Raw genomic sequence first — 18984 nt, 5'->3', positions numbered from 1 at the left:
TTACTTTCTTGCTGATAACATCCGCTAACATCCATGAAAATTGCGATCCTTGACGATTACCAAGACGCCGTCCGCACCCTCGAATGCTTCCGCATGTTGGACGGCCACGAGGTCAAAGTGTTCAACAGTTCGACCCGAGGCCTGGGCCAACTGGCCATCCGCCTGGCACCGTTCGACGCGTTGGTCCTGATCCGCGAACGCACCGCGTTTCCGCGCGCGCTGCTGGCCAAGCTGCCCAATTTGAAGCTGCTGTCGCAGACGGGCAAGGTCGCCGGACACATCGACGTGGCGGCCGCGACCGAACGCGGCGTCGCGATCGCGGAAGGCGTCGGCTCGCCGGTCGCGCCGGCCGAACTGACGTGGGCGCTGATCATGGCGGCCAGCCGCAAGATCGTGCCCTACGCCAACAACCTGAAGGACGGGTTGTGGCAGACGGCGTCGATCAATCCCGAGCTCAACGGCCTGGGCCGCGTGCTGAAGGGTCGTACGCTGGGGATCTGGGGCTACGGCAAGATCGGACACCTGATCGCGGGCTATGCGCAGGCGTTCGGCATGCAGGTGATGGTGTGGGGCAGCGAGAAAAGCCGGGCCGCCGCGGTCGCCGGCGGTTTGACGGCCGCGCCGACGCGTGAAGCGTTCTTCGAGCAGGCCGACGTGGTCAGTGTGCACCTGCGGCTGAACGATGCGACGCGCGGCATCGTCAAGGCCGACGACCTGGCGCGCATGAAGCGCGACGCGTTGTTCGTGAACACGAGCCGTGCAGAACTGGTAGAAGAAGGTGCGCTGGAGGCCGCGCTGCGCAAGGGACGGCCGGGGTATGCGGCACTGGATGTGTTCACCAGCGAACCGCTGGCGGGCGACGCGCCGATCTTGAAGATTCCGACCGTGCTGGCGACGCCGCACATCGGGTATGTCGAGCGCGACAGTTATGAACTGTATTTCCGGGCGGCGTTCGAGAATGTCGTGAACTTCGCAAACGGGAACCCGACCAATATCCTGAATGGTTAAGAGCCACTGTCCTCGACCGTGACGTGCGGCGATATCAATGCCTCGACCAGCACCTCGATGGCCCGGAAGTCCAGCGCATCGATGCGACGTCGCACCTCCTCGAGGAAGTCCGCATGGTCGGCACGGGCCGCATACGTTTCGATCCATTGTTCAATGTCGGTAAGACGGCCGTTGCGCGCAAATCCGGCCAGCTTGTCGAGGGCTTCGGGTTCCGGACAAGACGACTTGTCGTGGACACGGAGCGCCACCGCCGTGGCTTCGGCCGCCGGCGCCGCCGTTCGGTCGACGTGCGTGGGCGGTACGAGCATGGGTCCAAGGTGACGCACGGCGACCCTGAACGAGAACGATGACCCGGCGCCCGGCAGGCTCGATACCCGCAGCGCGCCGCCCATGGATCGGATGATGCGGTCGGCGATGAACAGGCCCAGTCCAGTTCCGCCATCGGTCGGGTGCACCTGCCGGAATGCCTGGAAAAGTCCGGTTTTTCCATCGACGTCGAACCCGATGCCGGTATCCGCGACTTCGATACCGATATGGCAGGCGCCGGCTTCCTCGTGCGCGTCGACGGACAGCGTGACCTGGCCGCCGTGCGTGAATTTCGATGCGTTGGACAGGAGGTTCAGCAGCACTTGCTGGAGACGCGTCCGGTCGATGATCACCGTCCGCGGCAGCGCCGTCAGCATGCGACAGGTGAAGTGGTTGTTCTGCTGCGCGCACAGCGCGACGGCAAAACTGTTGATGTCGTCCAGGAAGGCGGGCAGATCGATTTCTTCCGGGTCGAGATCGAGCGGTTGCAGTTCTGCTTTGGTAAATTCGAGCAATTCATCGATCAGGGCGAGCTGATAATGGACGCTGCGATCGATGAACTGGATGAACCTGGCCTGGTGCTGGGTCGCGGTCTCGAGCAGGAGTTTCGCGTATCCATTGATCGTGGAGAGGGGCGCGCGCAGGTCGTGGCTCACATAGCCGAGAATCTCGACCTTTTGCCGCACATTGACCTGCGCCTGATGCATGGCTTCATTGAGTTCGAGCGTGCGCTTGGTGACTTCCGCACGCAGGCGTGCCTGTTCCGTGCGCTGTTGATCTTCCAGATGCTGTTTCGCTTCATTGCGTTGCCGGCCCACGTGATGGATCCAGGCCGCCAGCACGACAAGATTCGTCGCAAGACCGATGATCGCGATGACAGGGTTGGGGAAAATATCGGAGTGCAGCCAAAGCAATGCCGACGGCAGCGCATCGTGCCCGTCGAGGGTTCGTATCACGTAATTGAAAAACGAGAAGACCACCGTAACAAGCATCAGGCGGCCGGTCGGGGTCCGGCGTCTGGCAAGCAGAAGCGCAAGACAAATATTCAACAGACCGAATGCGACGTTCAACCCCGCACAAAACCGCACAAAGACATACAGGTCGCCAAACGCCGCACCGGCCATGCCAACCCATTCGAACGCGAATATCGTCAGATAGGCAATGCGCACGGGTATGCGGATCTTCTCGCCGTTCGAAATGTTCAGGACGAACAGGATGAAGCAGGCGATCGCGAAATAGACGGCCATGGTTTCGCCGCGGGCCGCCCACTCTGGCGCAGACGGCAATAGGAACGTCCGCAGGTATCCGCGGATGCCGGCCTCGTACAGGGCGGTGCCGAGCGACACCATGGCCAGCAACAGAAAGGTGACGCTGCGCGAAAAGAGCCCGATCAGCAATGCGCACCACGTCAGCGCCAGGAACCCGCCGAGAAGCGCGGCATCCCACAACGCTGCACGCACTTCGTTGGCGTGCCAGGCCGCCCAGGTGACGATCGCGGGCTGCAGGCGTATCGGCTTGCGGGACGAGATGCGAACCAGTACGGAAAGTTCGTCGTGCGGCGCGAGGCTCAGGTCAAGCAACGGATAACGCGGGCGCGCCGCATTTGCGGCGGCGCTGGCGGGAGGAAAAACGGAGCTGGCGGTCCATTTACCATTTTGAACAATGTAGAAATCCGCCCTGTCGACCCGCGGATCCTGCAGCGCCAGCACGAGCGCATGCTTGCTGTCGTCGCGATTGGCCACGGTGACGTACAGCCACCATGCGGACCGCGAAAATCCGGGATTGAGCCGTTCCCTGGTGGCGGGCAGGAAGCCGTCTTGCGGATGACCGAGCCGCGCGGCCACCTGGCTGACCGTCAACGCGGATGTGGGATCTTCGAAAACCGATACGCCTTCCGGCAGCGCCGGCATGCCGGACGCGCCGGCGGCCCGGGCGTTGGACAGGGAGAGGCAGGTGAACAGCAGGCAAAGAAGGAAGGTACGCCAGGCCAGCACGGGCATATCCGACAGTCTATGCATCGGACAGTTGTTCCGCACACGGAGAGACGTCCCCCGTCCGGCCATGCTGGCGCCGCCAGTCGGATGGCGTCGTCTCGAAGCGCTCACGAAATGCAGTGGCGAAATTCCCTGCAGTCGAAAAGCCAATCTCTTCCGCAATATCGCCGATGGTCATCGACGTATTGAGAAGGAAGCGCTGGGCCGTCTTCAGGCGCGTGTCGCGGATATATTCGCCGGCAGTCTGGCCGAGATTGTCGCGGAACGCCCGGGACAGGCGTTTTTCGTGCGTACCGACGAGCCTGGCGAGTTCCTCGACCGTCGGCGCATTGCGCAAGTCGCGCACCAGCACCGCGGCGGCCGCGCGTACCAGCGCCGCATCGGGTCCGTCGGGCAGGTCGGGCAGGTACTCATCCAGACGCGTGCGGATGATTTTTTTCAGATGATTCCGGATTCGCGCGATCACCTCGGCCGGTTCGAACGGTTTAACGATATAGTCCATCGCGCCCAGTTCGAGCCCGTGAATGCGATCGTCGAGTCTATCGACTGCGGTCAGGATGAGAATCGGAATGGCCTGGGTGGCGGAATTCGCGGCCAGCAGACGGCACGCCGTAAAGCCGTCCATGCGCGGCATGCGCACATCCATCAGGATCAGGTCGGGCGCAATCAGTTGCGCACGGTTGTACGCCTGCGCCCCGTCGAACGCGACGCTGATCCGGCAACGCGATGCGCGCAGGATTTCGATCAGTAATTGAAGCTCGTTCGGGCGGTCATCGACGACAAGGATGTGGGCGCCAGCGATATCTTGAGCGGAATGGCTGAGCGTCGGGCTGTACGGGCTGGACGGCATGGACTGCGAACGGTGAGGCGGCAAATGTTACCGACGGCACAAGCTTTGCAAAGAATGTAAACATTATAGAGCAGTCAGCAAAACTTTAATGAAAAGCAATTACATGCCGTCGGATACGCACCGTTCGCATTGCGGTTCGCGCAGATCAGTCCACTCGCAATGGAGTGGACGAGTTACCAGCGATAACCGACGCCTACGCCCGCACCGAACGCGCCGTGGCGCGACACGGGTTTCGACATCGAGCCCTTGACGAGCCATTTGTCCGTCGCGGCGGAAATACCGACGGCGACTGCGCCTTGACCGCCATATGTACCGGCGCCCATCGTGACAACGCGCTCGCCGGGCAATACCGCTTGCGGCAGGCTGGCGACTGCAATCGCGCTCGCCGTACCGGCGTTGGCATCCTTGCGATACTGCGACATCTCGTCACGGACCGAACCGATCGCACCGTTCAATTGGCGCACGTTCACGCCGTCCGTCGGTGCCGTACCGTCCGCGACGTTCGCCAGTTGGCGTTCGGCGCCGGCCGAGCCGATCGACACGGTATTGTCACGATCGGCGACCGAGTTCGCTCCCAGCGCGACGGCATTGTTGGCCGTGGCCTGGCTGTTCGCGCCGATGGCGGTCGAGTTCTGGCCAGAAACATTCGAGCTTGCGCCGATCGCGGTACCGTTCGCGGCCGTCACTTTCGAGTTCGTGCCGGTAGCGGTGCCGTTCACCGCGCTCACCGCAGAGTTGCGGCCGACTGCCGTTCCCGTCTGGTCCGCGACCGTGCCGGCCGACATGCTCGCTTCCATCTTGCCGACGGTCGTCTTCAACGTCGTCACCTGGCCGGAAACCGAAGTCACTTGGGTCGCAACCGTGTCCACCTTGTCGGATACCGTGTTGACCTTGTCGGAAACCGTGTTGACCTGGGCCGCAACCGTGTCGACCTTGTTGGACACGGTGTTGACCTGGGCGGCGACCGTGTCGACCCTGTTGGACACCGCATTGACCTGGCTGGCGACCGCACCCACCTGATTGGTCACCGTCGAAACCTGGTTCGCGACCGAGTACAGCTGCGACCCGTTGACCGCGTCCGTGCTCGTGGCACTGACGTCGCCGGCCGCGACGTTGACGACCTGACGTTCCGCGCCGGCACTGCCCACACTCGCCACGCCCACCGGGGCACCCGCGAAGCCATTGTAGGTTACCCCGCCCACCTTCACGTTGCCGACGGTGGTCGCTGCGCGCGTGGTCGCGTTGGAACCCAGCGCGACGGAATTGGCATCCGCAGCAGTCGCGCCTTCGCCGATGGCGACTGCATTCGTTGCCGACGCCGTCGAACGGGCAATGGCAACGCTCCCGGCTCCGGAAGCCACGCTATCCACACCAACCGCGACCGCATCGCCCGCTCCCGCGTTTGCCTGGAAGCCGAGTGCCGTACCGCCCGCCGCCACACTGCCTTTGCCTATGGCCGTCGAAAACGTGGTATTGGCCTTGGCGTCTTGTCCGACCGCCGTCGACTGGTCGACCGCGGAAGCGCCCTGGCCGAATGCGGAGGCCGTCGTACCGTTCGCGACTGCGCCGTCGCCGATTGCCGTTGCCTGCGCGCCGGTGGCGTTGGAATTGGAGCCGATTGCCGCCGCGTGGTCTCCGATCGCGGTAGAACTGCTGCCTACCGCCGTGGCCTGGGCGCCAGTCGCCGAAGCCACGGTCCCGATCGCGATGGCATTGCTATAAGCGGCCGGAGAACCTGCTTTCGAGGTCGCAGAAACGCCGATCGCAATATTGTCGCAGCCCGTCGCTGTGGCCGGATAGGCGCCGCTTCCCGAAATTGCAATGTTGCCGTCGCAGTATGCAATCGTCTTTGTGGTCGTCCCGTTCACCGTGTAATCGGCCCGTGCTGGTGCGGAGGCCGCAAGTGCGACCATGGCCGCGCTGATTGCGACGGCAAGCGAGGTTGTCGATTTGGCCGGCAGACGCCGTGCCGGATGTGCAAACGCTGGTTTATTCCTCATGCTTTTTCCGTAAAATGTGAAGTTGCTTTTGTGGCATCGTCGTCTCCTCCATCTTTTTATAATGTCGCGTCGCCTTGATGGATGGCCTTCACGATCATCGACAACTGAATCGTGATGGCGCCCGAGCGGCGGTTGCATCAAGTTGGTGGAGATTCTGAGCCGAGCCGGCAAAGTTAACATTTGCTACGGAGCAATAAATCTTTTAATGTCGGTAAATTTATTGGGTTTGGGTTTAACAAACGAATAGACATGACGAACCCAATGGCACCGCAGAGCGGACCTTGGATTCAATGGCAGGCAGGACAGCTACCAGGAGGATGGGATGATGTAGTGCCTGGACGAGATCCAGGCAACCAGGCTCAGGAAGTGACTTTCAACACATCGTGAAGATGTGGGCATGTGTTTGATACTCTGGCATCAAACACCCCACCCTACCGTAACTCCGGTTCGCCGGTGAAGTTGGGCTTGCGCATCGGCATCTCATGCCGGCGCGTCCATAGACCGGCCCAGCCGGGCGGCCACTCGATCACGGGCCCGGCATACGCGGGCAACCCGGCACGCACGGGAACGATGGGCACCGGCGGCATCTCGATGAGGCCGCCGTTTGCATTCGGCTGCATCGGCGCCATATCGAAGGAATACATATAGCCCGGCAGCAGCGCATCACACACGTTCGCGAACCATGCGGTGTGATCCTCGTCGCGCCCGAGCGCGCGCGCAAGACCTTCGGGATCGAACTTCGCCAGTGCATGGATCAACTCATCCGTGCTGGCGCCGGGCGCATCACCCCAGCCCATCACGGGATTGTTGTTGTAGTCGGCGCCCGAGCCGTACCAGCCTTCGCGCCACGGCCGCTGCATCCAGTCGCGCTTACCCGTGAACAATTGCCAGCGCCAATGCAGGCCCGACGGCTTCGGCCAGGAATACAGGTACAGTTTTTCGTAGCCGGCCATGTGCAGCTCGCGCACCATCGCCATCAGGCGCGCATGCGGCATGCGGTCCGGCGGCGAGCGGCGGAACAGGATCGCTTCGCCATCGGCGTGCTGCACCTCGTCGGTCGACAGGTTCAGGTCGAGCGTGCGCGACTCGTTGCCGAAGCGTGCGGAAATCCAGCCTGTCAGCAGGTTGACGTGGGTGATGACACCATAGCCGCGATGGCGATGGAAGATGACGGTTCCAGGTGCGACGGGTTTCATTGGAAGGCGGGCTCGGCCCAAAAAGGAGAAAGGATACTCATCCGATCCGGACGATTCTAGCGCAGACACATACGGAAACACTACGGTTTGCGGCTATCATTACCCACCTTTTTTTACCGAGTTTTCAAATCATCATGACTTTGCGGATCATCGCCACTGGCGGCACTTTCGACAAACACTATAACGAACTCAATGGCGTTCTGGGCTTTGCCGAAAGCCACTTACCGGAGGTCATTGCACGTTCCCGCATGACCATTCCTGTCGAACTGCAGGTCGTGTCACTGCTCGATTCGCTGGAGATGCAGGACAGCGATCGCCAGAACGTGCTGGCCGCGTGCCAGGCCGCGAGCGAGAAGCAGATCGTGATCGTGCACGGTACCGATACGATGCGCGAAACGGCCGAGGTGCTGGGCGCGGCAACGTCGGACAAGACGATCGTGTTCACCGGTGCCATGATCCCGTACGAAATCGCCAACTCGGATGCGCTGTTCAACTTCGGCTTCGCCTGCGCCGCCGCGCAGATGCTGCCGCCGGGCGTCTATGTCGCGATGAACGGCAAAGTGTTCACCTGGAATAACGTCACGAAGAATCGCGCAGCGGGCGTGTTCCAGGCGCTGTAAGCCGGGGTCAGAGCCCCGATTTGGGCAATTGCCCAAAATCGGGCTCTGACCCCGGTGTGTCGGGCGCTGCTCGCTTTCGTCAATTCCTATAATGGTTTTCCAACAAACCTGAAGGAGCCATGCGATGAGCGAGCAGCGCCCCACCCTGACCACGCGCCAGGGGCATCCCGTCCGCGACAACCAGGCCATGCGTTCCGTCGGCGAACGCGGTCCGGCCACCCTCGAGAATTACCAGTTCATCGAAAAGATCACCCACTTCGACCGCGAACGGATCCCCGAGCGCGTGGTGCATGCGCGCGGCACGGGCGCGCACGGTTATTTCGAGGCCTACGGCAAGATCGGCAACGAACCCGCCAGCAAGTACACGCGTGCCCGCGTCCTCAACGAGACCGGCGTGCAGACGCCCGTGTTCGTGCGCTTCTCGACCGTGATCGGTGGCAAGGAATCGCCGGAGACGGCACGCGATCCGCGCGGCTTCGCCGTCAAGCTCAAGACGGTCGACGGCAATTGGGACCTCGTGGGCAATAACCTGAAAGTCTTCTTCATCCGCGATGCGATCAAGTTCCCGGACATGATCCACGCCTTCAAGCCCGACCCCGTCACGAACCAGCAGGAGCCGTGGCGCTTCTACGATTTCATCTGCAGCCATCCGGAAGCGCTGCACATGGTTACGTGGGTCAAGAGCCCGTGGGGCATTCCCGCCAACTACCGCGAGATGGAAGGCTCGGGCGTCAACACGTACAAGCTCGTGAACGACCAGGGCATCGCCCACCTCGTCAAATTCCACTGGCAGCCGAAACAGGGCGTGCGCAACCTGACGAGCCAGCAGGCCGCCGAGATCCAGGCGCACGACACGAGCCACGCCACGCGCGACCTGTACGACGCGATCGCGCGCGGCGAGTTTCCGGAGTGGGAATTCTGCGTGCAGATCATGAGCGACGGCGAGCATCCGGAACTGGAATTCGACCCGTTGGACGACACGAAACGCTGGCCGGAAGACCGCTTCCCGCTGCTGCCCGTGGGTCGCATGGTGCTCAACAAGAACCCGGACAATGTCTTTGCCGAAACCGAGCAATCGGCCTTCGGCACGGGCGTGCTCGTCGACGGTATCGACTTTTCGGACGACAAGATGCTGCAGGGCCGCACCCTGTCCTACTCGGACACGCAGCGCTACCGCGTCGGGCCCAACTACCTGCAACTACCGATCAATGCGCCGCAAGAAAAAGCGATCGCGCGCACGAACCAGCGCGACGGCCAGATGACTTTCCATGTCGACGGCGGCGGCGAAGAAAAGCACATCAATTACGAACCGAGCCTGCTGGGCGGCCTGGGCGAGGCACCGCAGCCCGAGAAGGATTACCACCAGCACGTCGAAGGCCACCTGGGCCGCTACCAGACGAGCCGCACCGCCGACGACTACAAGCAGGCCGGCGACCGCTACCGCACGTTCGCGGATTGGGAACGGGACGACCTCGTCAACAATGTCGGCAACGACCTCAAGAAATGTCCGGAAGTGATCCAGCTGCGCATGGTATGGCACCTGTGGCATTGCGACGAGGATTACGGACGTCGCGTGGCCGACATCGCTGGCATCGACGTGGAAAAGGCGAAAGCCTTGCAGCCGCTGCCGGGCAAGCCGGCGCCGGGCGAGAATCGCCCGGGCTCGACCTATTCGGGCGGCCAGCCGGAAAGCGGCGTCGGCAAGAAAGAACCGGCCACGACGGAAGAAGTGGCGTCGGCGAAATAAAGACAAACGGCCCGGGGATGAAAAAATCCGGGCCGTTTTTCGTTACGCCTTGGCTTCGCCGCCCAGTGCCTCGACCAGGTCGGTCAGCATCTTGGCCAGCTCGCCGGTCATCAGCATGATGTCGTTATCAAAACGCTCGTCGTCGCTGTAGGTGATCGTTTCGTTTTCCTTGATCACGTCCAGCGGCTTGATGCCCTTGACGGCCAGCTGCTCGGTCAGCACGAACGAGATGCGGCTGTTCCACGTCATGGCCAGGCGCGTGCACTGCTTGCCGTTGGCGATGTGGCGGCGGATGTCTTCCGGATCCAGCGAGTGCTTCACGTAGCGGACGGCGGCCTTGCTCTCGCCGGTGGCGCGCAGTTCCGTGTCCTGGTCGATCGTGAAGTTGTACGGCGCTTCGTCCGATTCCAGCCAGCCCGTCATCACGGCGACCGGCGACTTTTGCACGCGCAGCGATTCCAGCGGCAGCTTGTCGACGGCCTTCAGCAGCAGCTTGATGACGTCGTCGGCCTTGCTCGGGCTGGCGGCGTCGACGACGAGCCAGCCGTTGACCGGATCGATCCACGTCCACACGTTGCCGCGGATCGAGAACGCGCGCGGCAGCAGCTCGTCGGCCACGCGTTCCTTGAGTTCTTTCATCGCCTTCTTGCCCGGCGGGAAGCCCTGCTGCTCTTCCAGCTCGGCGGCCTTGGCCTTGGCGACCTGGTTGATGACCGAGCTCGGCAGCAATTTCTTTTCCGTGCCCAGCATCATCAGCATCTGCTTGTTGACGACGTGAACGAGCTTGCCGTTGCCGCGTGGCGAATCCCAGCCCTGGCGCAGCAATTCGTTGCTGCTGGCGGGCGTGAACGCCTGCGACTGCAGGGCCTCTTCCATCTGTTCAGGGGAGAAATTCCACGGTGCGGGCAGGCGGTAGATCTGAAGATTCTTGAACCACATAACGTTGCTTCCAGTTATCTCGATATTTCAAAGGAACGACATTCTACACGCTGACTGGCGGCAAAATTCACGTCGTCGACAAGGGATTTTTATTGTGTTGCACGTTCGTCAAACAAGCTCAGCTGCTCGACCGTTTCCGTATCGCTCAGGCGCACGCCGACGCCCAGCAGCCGCACGGGACGGCTCGCCCGCAGCCAGCCCGTCTCCATCAGGTGACGGAACGTCGTCATGTTCGGCGCGTAGCCCACGCACTCGACGGTCGTACGCTGGAAGTCGGCAAATTTGATCTTCACGAACAATTTATTGATGAATTTTTCAGCATTGTTGCGCTTGATGCGGCCGAGCAGATGCTCGTACAGGTCCGGCAACAACGCGAGGCAGCCATCCAGGTCGGGGACGTCCGGCGTGTACGTCTCCTCCGTGCTGATCGACTTGCGCTCGCGCACGGGATTCACGTCGCGGTAGTCGATACCGCGGCACAAATCGTACAGCCGCGCGCCGAACGAGCCGAAGTGTTGCTGCAGCTTGTCCATATTCCAGTCGCGCAGGTCGCCGCACGTCTGCGCGCCGAGGCGATGCAGCTTCGCGGCCGTCACCTTCCCTACTCCGAACAATTTCTTCACAGGCAGCACGGCGACGAACGCGTCGACCTCATCCGGCCGCACGAGGAACAGTCCATCGGGCTTGTTCCAGTCGCTGGCGATCTTGGCGACGAACTTGTTCGGCGCCACGCCGGCCGACGCCGTGATGCCGACCGTTTCATGAATGCGGCGGCGAATCTCTTGCGCGATCAAGGTCGCGCTGCCCTTGCAATGCGGCGAGTTCGTCACGTCGAGATAGGCTTCATCCAGCGACAGCGGCTCCACGAGGTCCGTGTAGTCGCGGTAAATGTCCATGATCTGGCGCGACGCGACCCGGTACTTTTCCATGTTCGGTGGAATCAGGATCAGGTCCGGGCACAGCTTGACCGCCTGCGCGGTGGCCATCGCCGAATGGATGCCGAAGCGGCGCGCCTCGTAGTTGCACGTGGCGACCACGCCGCGCTGCTCGGCCCGCCCGCCGACGGCCAGCGGCCGCCCGCGCAGGGACGGGTCGTCGCGCATCTCGACGGATGCGTAAAAACAATCGCAATCGCAGTGGATGATCTTGCGGACGGGGGCGTTCACGGTGGCGGTCGCCCGCGCCGAGCGACTACTGTAATTGCATACAGTATCGCTGGGAATTAGGAATAGTGCAAGGGGGAACGCCGCCGCGGGGATGCGGCGGCGGTAGAGAGGACTTACTTGGTGACGCTGGAGTAACTGCACGACTTGGCGACGCGATAGGCCGGATCGCCGAACACCGAGTTCGAGCATTTCACGGAGCCGGTGAAGGTCTTCGTCACATAGCTCGTGGCGGTGCCGTAGCGCACGTCGCGCGTGCCGGTGAACGAGCAGGTACCGTTCTCGGCGGCGCAATACGTCCAGGTCGGGGTCGTCGTCGTCGTGGTCGTCGAGCCCAGCGCCGCGTTCACGGCGGCGGCCGCGTTGACGATGCCGGCGCCGCAGCCCGAGCACGCGGCCGGGAAGGCGCGCGCCGTCGACTTCAGCTTGGCGGCCACGTCATCCGGCGTCAGGTTCGGATTCGCCGACAGCATCAGCGCGACGACGCCGGCCACGTGCGGCGTCGCCATCGACGTGCCCATGTACCAGGCGTAATTGTCCGATGCCGGCGTCGTCGTGCCCGCGTTCAAGGTCGACAGGATGCCGGCGCCGTTGTCGCCGCCCGGTGCCGCAATGGTGACGTTGGTGCCGTAGTTCGAATACGACGCCTTGCCGCCCGCACGGTTCGTCGCCGCGACGGTGATCACGCCCGCGCAGTTGGCCGGGTTCGAATTGATCGCATTCGTGTTCGAGTTGCCGGCCGCGACGACGACCACGGCGCCGCGCGAGCGGGCGCTGTTGATCGCATTCTGCGTCGTGGTGTCGCAGGCGCCGGTGCCGCCCAGCGACAGGTTCAGCACGCGCGCCTTGTTCGCATTGGCGGGCACGCCGGTCACGGTGCCGCCCGACGCCCAGACGATGGCGTCGGCGATGTCGGACGTGTAGCCGCCGCAACGGCCCAGCACGCGCGCCGGGACGATCCTGGCGTTGTACGCGATGCCGGCGATGCCGAGGCCGTTGTTGGTCTTCGCGGCGATCGTGCCGGCCACGTGCGTGCCGTGCCAGCTCGAGTTCTGGTCCGCGACGGGGATCCCCGTGCCGCAGCTGCCGGCCGGGGCCCAGTCGCCCGGGTCGCTGGCGTCGGTGTCGCGGCCGCCGCCGTCGTTGGCGATCGTGGTCGTCGAGATGAAGTCATGGCCCTGCAGGATCTGCCCCGACAGGTCGGCGTGCGGACGATAGCCCGTGTCGATCACGGCCACGTTGATGCCGGCGCCGGTCGACTTGTCCCAGGCGGCGGGCGCGTTGATGCCGCCGGTGGCTTCGTACAGGTCCCACTGCTGGGTATAGCTGGGGTCGGTCGGGGTGGCCAGCGGGACCATGATGCGGTCCGGCTCAGCGTACTCGACGTTGGCGTCGCGCGACTTCAGTTCGGCGGCCAGCTGGCGCGCCTCGTCGAGCGACATCGTGCGGTTGAGTTGCAGCACGTTCGCGCCGTTCGCCGTCGCGCGCAGCGCGCGCATCGTGGCGCCATAGGTCTGGCCGGCGCGGTCGATCAGCGCCTGGCGTGCGCGGTCGATGCCGCGTGCGGCCACGCCGGTCTTCGACGTGTCGCTGTCGCCCTTGTACTTGACGATGATGCGGTCGGTCTGGACGACGGCGTGATTGGTCTGCGCCACGGCCGGGCCGGCGAAACCGGCGGCAACGAAGGCCGCTGCACAAATTTTCAACAAAGAAGAGATCTTGTGGCGCTGCGTCATGCTGCATCCTTTTCAGTAAACCGAACTGTGCAGCGTAACGAAAAACGGCCCACATGGGGCCGTTTTTCGGGTTTTTTACAACAGGAAAGTTTCGTTAAGTAATTGAATTTTAACGGTTATGAGTCCAGTTATAACGCATTACCAGGTGAGCTTGAGCGTGTACTTGCCGCTGGTCGAACCGGTGCCGCCGCTGTAGTAGACGACGCGTACATAACGGGTCACCGTGGTCGAGCCCGTGTTGGACGACGTGGCGGTATCCGCGCTGCCCGTGCCATTCTCGCTGCGCGCCAGCAAGGTGCCCGCGCTGTTGTAGATGTACAGGTCGTAGTCCGAGCTCGAATTCGGCGTCATCGTCGCGCTCAGGGTTTTACCGGCCGGCAGCTGGACGGAGAAATAATCCGTGTCCGTCGAGCTGCCCATCGCGGCATTGACCGTCGTGCCGGACGTCGTCACGCCGTTGGCCGTGCCGAGCGTGTTGTTCGACTCCGTTTCCGAAATCGTCGTGCCCGTACCGCCACCCGTGCCGGCCGCCGCGTCCACCGCGGCCGAGGCGTCCACGATACCGGTGCCGCAGCCCGAGCAGCTGGCCGGGAACGGACGCGTGCTCGACTTCAGGCGCGACTCGACCTCGTCCGGCGTCAGGTTCGGGTTCTTGGCCAGCATCAGCGCGACGACACCGGCCACGTGCGGCGTCGCCATCGACGTCCCCATATAGCCCGCGTAACTGTCGGCGCCCGGCGACTTGGTGCCGGCGTTCAGCGTGGACAGGATGGCCGCGCCGCTGTCGCCGCCCGGTGCCGCGACGTCGACCACGGTGCCGTAGTTCGAGTAGGAGGCACGGCCGCCGGAGCGGTTCGTTGCCGCCACCGTGATCACGCCCGCGCAGTTGGCCGGGTTGCTGTTGCTCGCGTTCTGGGACTCGTTGCCGGCCGCCACGACGATCACGGTGCCGCGCGAACGGGCGCTGTTGATCGCGTTCTGCGTCGTCGTGTCGCACGCGCCGCCGCCGCCCAGCGACATATTGATCACCTGGGCGCGCGCCGCGATGGCCGGCACACCGGACACGGTGCCGCCCGATGCCCAGATGATGCCGTCGGCAATGTCGGACGTGTAGCCGCCGCACTTGCCGAGCACGCGCACGGGCACGACCTTGGCGCCGTATGCGACGCCGGCGACGCCCGTGCTGTTGTTCGTCGCCGCGGCGATGGTGCCGGCCACGTGGGTGCCGTGCCAGCTCGAGTTCGACGCCGGTTCGCCGGCCCCGCACTCGCCTGCCGCGGTCCAGTCGCCCGGATCGCTGGCGTCGCTGTCGCGGCCGTTGCCGTCGTTCGCGATAGCGGTATCGGAAATGAAGTCATAGCCGGCCAGGATCTGGCCCGACAGGTCGGCGTGCGGGCGGTAGCCGGTGTCGATCACGGCCACGCGGATGCCGGTCCCGATCGACTTGTCCCAGGCGGCCGGCGCGTTCAGGCCGCCGGTCGCTTCGAAGAAATCCCACTGCTGGCTGTACATCGAGTCGTTCGGCGTGAACAGCGGATGCATCATGCGGTCCGGCTCGGCGTACTCGACGGAAGGATCGCGCGACTTCAGCTCTGCCGCCAGCTTGGCGGCATCGGCCAGCGACACCTTGCGGTCCAGCCTGAAGACGCGGGCACCGGTGGCGATCGAATGCGACGCCTTCACCAGCATGCCGAACTGCTGGCCGGCGCGGTCGACCACGGCCTTGCGCGAGGCGGACAGCGGCATTGCACGTGCGACCGATACCTGCCCGCCCTTGGAGACGACCGGTGCGCTCTCGTCCTTGTACTTGACGATGATGCGGTCGGTCTGGTCCGAGACGGCCACACGCTGCGCGGCGTGTGTGGCCGGCACGTCCGCGGGCACCCCCGCGCCCGCAACGCCGGCGCCGAGACCAAGGACGGCCGCGGCGCACAGTTTCAACACTGCCGGAGACTTCGATTGCTGAGACTTCATGTTTATTCCTTTTAGAAAAACACAAAAGTTGATTTTCCGCAGGCGTGATTGCCTGAGATCTTTTGTCTCGACGCTTTTTTAGCGTCGATTTCCCGTCTGAAAAGCGGGAGTGCCAGATTAGCGCGAAAGAAATGAACGTGTAGAAATTTCACAATTGGATTCGATGTCTATACAACACTTTCACCGATTGATAGCGCTAAAACCTAGATTCTTCGGAAAACTGTGAACTCAGCAGAAGAACATATCGCCTTGGCAAGACCAATTAATTAACAATGTTCCGTGACTGTCAGGCGTTGCTCACATATGCACATCCTCAACATTGAGATATCTCAATCGTCACCAACGAAGAAATTCGGCGTCAGAGCACTTTTTGGTGCACGAGCTTTAAAGCAATTCGCGATCGGGACGCCGCCTGCCTCTCCAAAGCGATACACCGACGGCGCCTGCGGACTTGAACGATTCGGGATGCGCAAGAAAATTGATCCGAAATGTGCTCTGACCCCGAATTAAAAAAAAGGCCGCGATCGCTCGCGGCCTTTCTGTCTGACGACTTGGTAAAACTTAGAAATTGCCTTTGAACTGGACACCGTAGGTGCGCGGTTCGTTGGTGAAGCCCGTCAGGTTGTTGAAGTCGATGGCACCCGAGATGCGGCGCTGGTCGAGGATGTTGCGGCCAAAGGCGGCCACTTCATACTTGCCGTCGGCCCAGATGTAGCCCAGGCGCAGACCGCCTTCCGTCAGCGGCTTGCCCGTGAACTCTTTCGCTTCGTACAGGAAGAAATTGATCTTCGAACGGTACGACCAGTCGGTGTAGACGTAGAACTCGCCATTGGCGACCGGCATGCTGTAGCGGGCGTTCAGGTTGACGATCCACTTCGGTGCCTGCGGCAGCGGGTTGCCATCGATGAGGACGTTGCCGGCGGCGTTCAGCGGATCGGTGATCGTGCAGGCTGCGCACTTCGTCAGCGACAGGCTCGCGTCGCGGATTTCCGTGAAGTTGTACGACGCGCTGGCGCCGACGCGCAGGTCCGGCGTCACGAGGCCTTCCAGGTCGAACTCGGCGCCGCGGCCAGCCGTCTTCTTCGCGTTGATCAGCTTGGTGACGTTGGTGTTGCCGCCGACCACGGTCAGCTGCTGGTTCTTGATCTCGTAGTCGTACAGCGAGAACGCGACGCGGGCACGGCGTTCGAACAGGTCGGCCTTGATGCCGCCTTCGTACGACGTGATGGTCTCGGCGTCGGCGACGGTGATGCCCACCGGTGCGAAGGTCGAGGCCGGCGCGATGCTCGGGGCGCGGAAGCCGGTCGCGACGCGCGCGTACAGGTTCACGTCACGATTCAGCTTGTACGTGCTCGACAGGTCCCAGCTGATCTTGTCCTTGCTTTCGCCGACACTGTCCGGGCCCACCGGCGTGAAGCCGATCGCGGTGACGGTGCGGAAGTCCTTCTTGTCGTCCGTGTAACGGATACCGCCGCGCACCGACAGGGCGTCGTTGATGTTGTATGTCACGGAACCGAACGCGGCCCAGGCCTTGTTATTCTGCTCGCTGGCCTGGCGCGAGGTGCGGGCACCCGTGGCGCTGTTGTAGCCGTCGCTGCCGCCCGTCACGTCTTCCTTGAAGTAGTACACGCCGGCCTGCCAGTTCAGCGGGCCCGTGCTCTTCGACTCGACGCGGAATTCCTGCGAATACTGCTTCAGGTCGTCGATGAAACCGCCCGTCTCGGACTGGAACGGAATGAAGCCCGGACCTTGCGGCGTGCCGCCGTCGATGTCGCCGCGGCTGTAGTAGCTGCCGACCGACTCGTAACCAGTGATCGAGTGGAAGATGACCGGACCCAGGTCCCACGTGATGCGGGCATTGGCGCCGTTCGTCTTGAGGCTCTGGAAGTTCTGGGCGTTCGTCACGATGCTGTCGAGATCGTAGCCGTCGGCGATATCGTTCGTGCCCTTCTTGATCAGGTTCGCGCGGAATAGACGGGCGCTGCCGTTGGTCGTGCGCTGGTGCACGTTGAACAGGGCGCTGAACGTGGTGTCCGGCTTGTACAGGAACTGCACGCGTTCGGCGTGTTCGTTGTAGCCGTCCAGTTCGCCGGTCTTGTTCGTCTTGGCGACGTCGCTATAGTTGTCGACGAAGTCGTCGCGGTGCTGGCGCAGGGTCGACACGCGCATCGCCCACTTGTCCGACAGCGGCACGTTGATCGCGCCTTCGACGTTGGCGGTGCCGTGGGTGCCGTACGACAGGTTGTAGTAACCCTCGGTCTTCTTGAGGTTCGGCTTCTCGGATTCGAATTTCACGACGCCTGCCGGGGTGTTGCGGCCGAACAGCGTGCCCTGCGGGCCGCGCAGCACTTCCACGCCGGCCAGGTCGAAGATCGGGTAGCCCTTCAGGATCGGGTTTTCCTGGACGATGTCGTCATAGATCAGCGACACCGGCTGCGATGCGAAGGTCGAGAAATCCGTGTTGCCGTAGCCACGGATATAGAAACGCGGGAACGTGCGGCCGTTCGAGGACTCAACGTTCAGGCTGGGAGTCTTGCCAGCCAGCAGGCGGATGTCTGCGCCGCCGGACACGAGCACGTCCAGCTTCTCGCCCTTGATGGCGGTGACGGACACCGGGACTTCCTTGATGTTTTCGGTACGGCGTTGTGCGGTCACGGTCACCGTCTGCAGTTCGGTCGCCTGCGCAGTCTGGGCCAGGGCCGCGCCGCCGGGTACGGCTGCGAGCGCCAGCATTGCGCCATGCGCGGCGATGACGCGCTTGTGCATCTTGGACATCTTGATCATTGAGTTTTTCCTAGCTGGGAAGAGTGAAAAAAACTGCCGCGTTGTCTCCGCCGTTCTCTCCTGCCTCGGCAAACTCGCACCTGATTGTTGATGTCTAAATATTGCCGGCATGTAAACTGGCAATTGTCGATTATGTGTATATCCTTATGCAAGGAATACGAATCGGCTTACACATCCATACAACAGTTTGTTGTATATGAGAACGTGGTGTGTCACATCCCTGTTCACTTTTTTCCGAAAACCCCTTGCAGGTTTTCGAAGGGATACGCTATGATTCGGGCCTCTTCGGACGTGATGACAAACGTCGGCAAGAAAAACCCTGAAACGGGCGCTTAGCTCAGTTGGTAGAGCGGATCCCTTACAAGGATTAGGTCGGGAGTTCGAGCCTCTCAGCGCCCACCAGTCAGTTTCAGAAGTCTTGCAAGTGAAGCACCGATCAGAGTAAACGGAGCGGTAGTTCAGTTGGTTAGAATACCGGCCTGTCACGCCGGGGGTCGCGGGTTCGAGCCCCGTCCGCTCCGCCAGCATCAAGAAAAAAGGTCCGATTCGTCGGGCCTTTTTTCGTTCTATCAGAGTGCCTCCCCTGCGGGAGGCACGGTTTGAGGCTCGAAGGGTTTCGCTTGCAAGCGAAACCGCGGCCCGCGGAACGTGGGCGAGCCCCGTCCGC

Annotated in this window: 12 protein-coding genes and 2 tRNA genes; 5 read left to right on the top strand and 9 right to left on the bottom strand. The window is 62.6% G+C overall.

Going from position 1 to position 18984, the window contains the following annotated elements; genetic code table 11:
- The first annotated feature begins 33 nt into the window (after positions 1-33).
- Entirely contained in the window at positions 34-1008 is a 975-nt protein-coding gene (locus ACEN88_RS00275) for a D-2-hydroxyacid dehydrogenase family protein (protein ID WP_413336839.1), read from the top strand.
- Here ACEN88_RS00275 and ACEN88_RS00270 read toward each other — a convergent pair.
- From ACEN88_RS00270 to ACEN88_RS00255, 4 genes are all read right to left on the bottom strand, one after another.
- Positions 1005-3308: a sensor histidine kinase gene (locus ACEN88_RS00270; protein ID WP_413336838.1), complete on the bottom strand. Its 2304-nt coding sequence runs from the start codon at positions 3306-3308 to the stop codon at positions 1005-1007. The genes ACEN88_RS00275 and ACEN88_RS00270 overlap by 4 nt on opposite strands.
- Before the next feature lie 16 nt (positions 3309-3324).
- On the bottom strand, positions 3325-4158 hold the full coding sequence (locus ACEN88_RS00265) for a response regulator (protein WP_413336837.1): 834 nt from the start codon (positions 4156-4158) through the stop codon (positions 3325-3327).
- 173 nt (positions 4159-4331) lie between these two features.
- Entirely contained in the window at positions 4332-6158 is a 1827-nt protein-coding gene (locus ACEN88_RS00260) for a YadA family autotransporter adhesin (RefSeq protein ID WP_413336854.1), read from the bottom strand.
- Positions 6159-6589: 431 nt separating this feature from the next.
- Positions 6590-7354 (bottom strand): L-asparaginase, encoded by a 765-nt coding sequence (locus ACEN88_RS00255; protein ID WP_413336836.1) that lies wholly within the window; start codon positions 7352-7354, stop codon positions 6590-6592.
- Between the two features lie 134 nt (positions 7355-7488).
- Between ACEN88_RS00255 and ACEN88_RS00250 the strand changes: the two genes are divergently transcribed.
- Together ACEN88_RS00250 and ACEN88_RS00245 are read left to right on the top strand one after the other, a co-directional pair.
- A complete protein-coding gene (locus tag ACEN88_RS00250; protein WP_413336835.1) occupies positions 7489-7974 on the top strand; it encodes an asparaginase domain-containing protein in 486 nt (161 codons plus the stop codon).
- Between the two features lie 124 nt (positions 7975-8098).
- Positions 8099-9721, top strand: a complete 1623-nt coding sequence (locus ACEN88_RS00245; RefSeq protein ID WP_413336834.1) for a catalase — start codon at positions 8099-8101, stop codon at positions 9719-9721.
- Between the two features lie 42 nt (positions 9722-9763).
- Here ACEN88_RS00245 and ACEN88_RS00240 read toward each other — a convergent pair whose 3' ends face one another.
- The 5 genes from ACEN88_RS00240 to ACEN88_RS00220 form a co-directional block, all read right to left on the bottom strand.
- Positions 9764-10660: a recombination-associated protein RdgC gene (locus ACEN88_RS00240; RefSeq protein WP_036233477.1), complete on the bottom strand. Its 897-nt coding sequence runs from the start codon at positions 10658-10660 to the stop codon at positions 9764-9766.
- Between the two features lie 89 nt (positions 10661-10749).
- Positions 10750-11826 (bottom strand): DNA polymerase IV, encoded by a 1077-nt coding sequence (gene dinB, locus ACEN88_RS00235; protein WP_413336833.1) that lies wholly within the window; start codon positions 11824-11826, stop codon positions 10750-10752.
- Positions 11827-11939: 113 nt separating this feature from the next.
- Positions 11940-13559: a S8 family peptidase gene (locus ACEN88_RS00230; protein ID WP_413336832.1), complete on the bottom strand. Its 1620-nt coding sequence runs from the start codon at positions 13557-13559 to the stop codon at positions 11940-11942.
- A gap of 138 nt (positions 13560-13697) precedes the next feature.
- Positions 13698-15533: a S8 family peptidase gene (locus ACEN88_RS00225; protein ID WP_413336831.1), complete on the bottom strand. Its 1836-nt coding sequence runs from the start codon at positions 15531-15533 to the stop codon at positions 13698-13700.
- Positions 15534-16094: 561 nt separating this feature from the next.
- Positions 16095-18317: a TonB-dependent receptor gene (locus ACEN88_RS00220; RefSeq protein WP_413336830.1), complete on the bottom strand. Its 2223-nt coding sequence runs from the start codon at positions 18315-18317 to the stop codon at positions 16095-16097.
- A gap of 326 nt (positions 18318-18643) precedes the next feature.
- Here ACEN88_RS00220 and ACEN88_RS00215 point away from each other — a divergent pair.
- Positions 18644-18719, top strand: a tRNA-Val gene (locus ACEN88_RS00215).
- A gap of 45 nt (positions 18720-18764) precedes the next feature.
- A tRNA-Asp gene (locus ACEN88_RS00210) sits at positions 18765-18841 on the top strand.
- Positions 18842-18984 lie beyond the last annotated feature (143 nt).

The organism is Massilia sp. CT11-108 (assembly GCF_047302915.1).
GTDB lineage: Bacteria > Pseudomonadota > Gammaproteobacteria > Burkholderiales > Burkholderiaceae_D > Telluria > Telluria orientalis.
The sequence above is the reverse complement of the archived record's forward strand: the minus strand, read 5'-3'. Positions and strand labels throughout refer to the sequence as shown.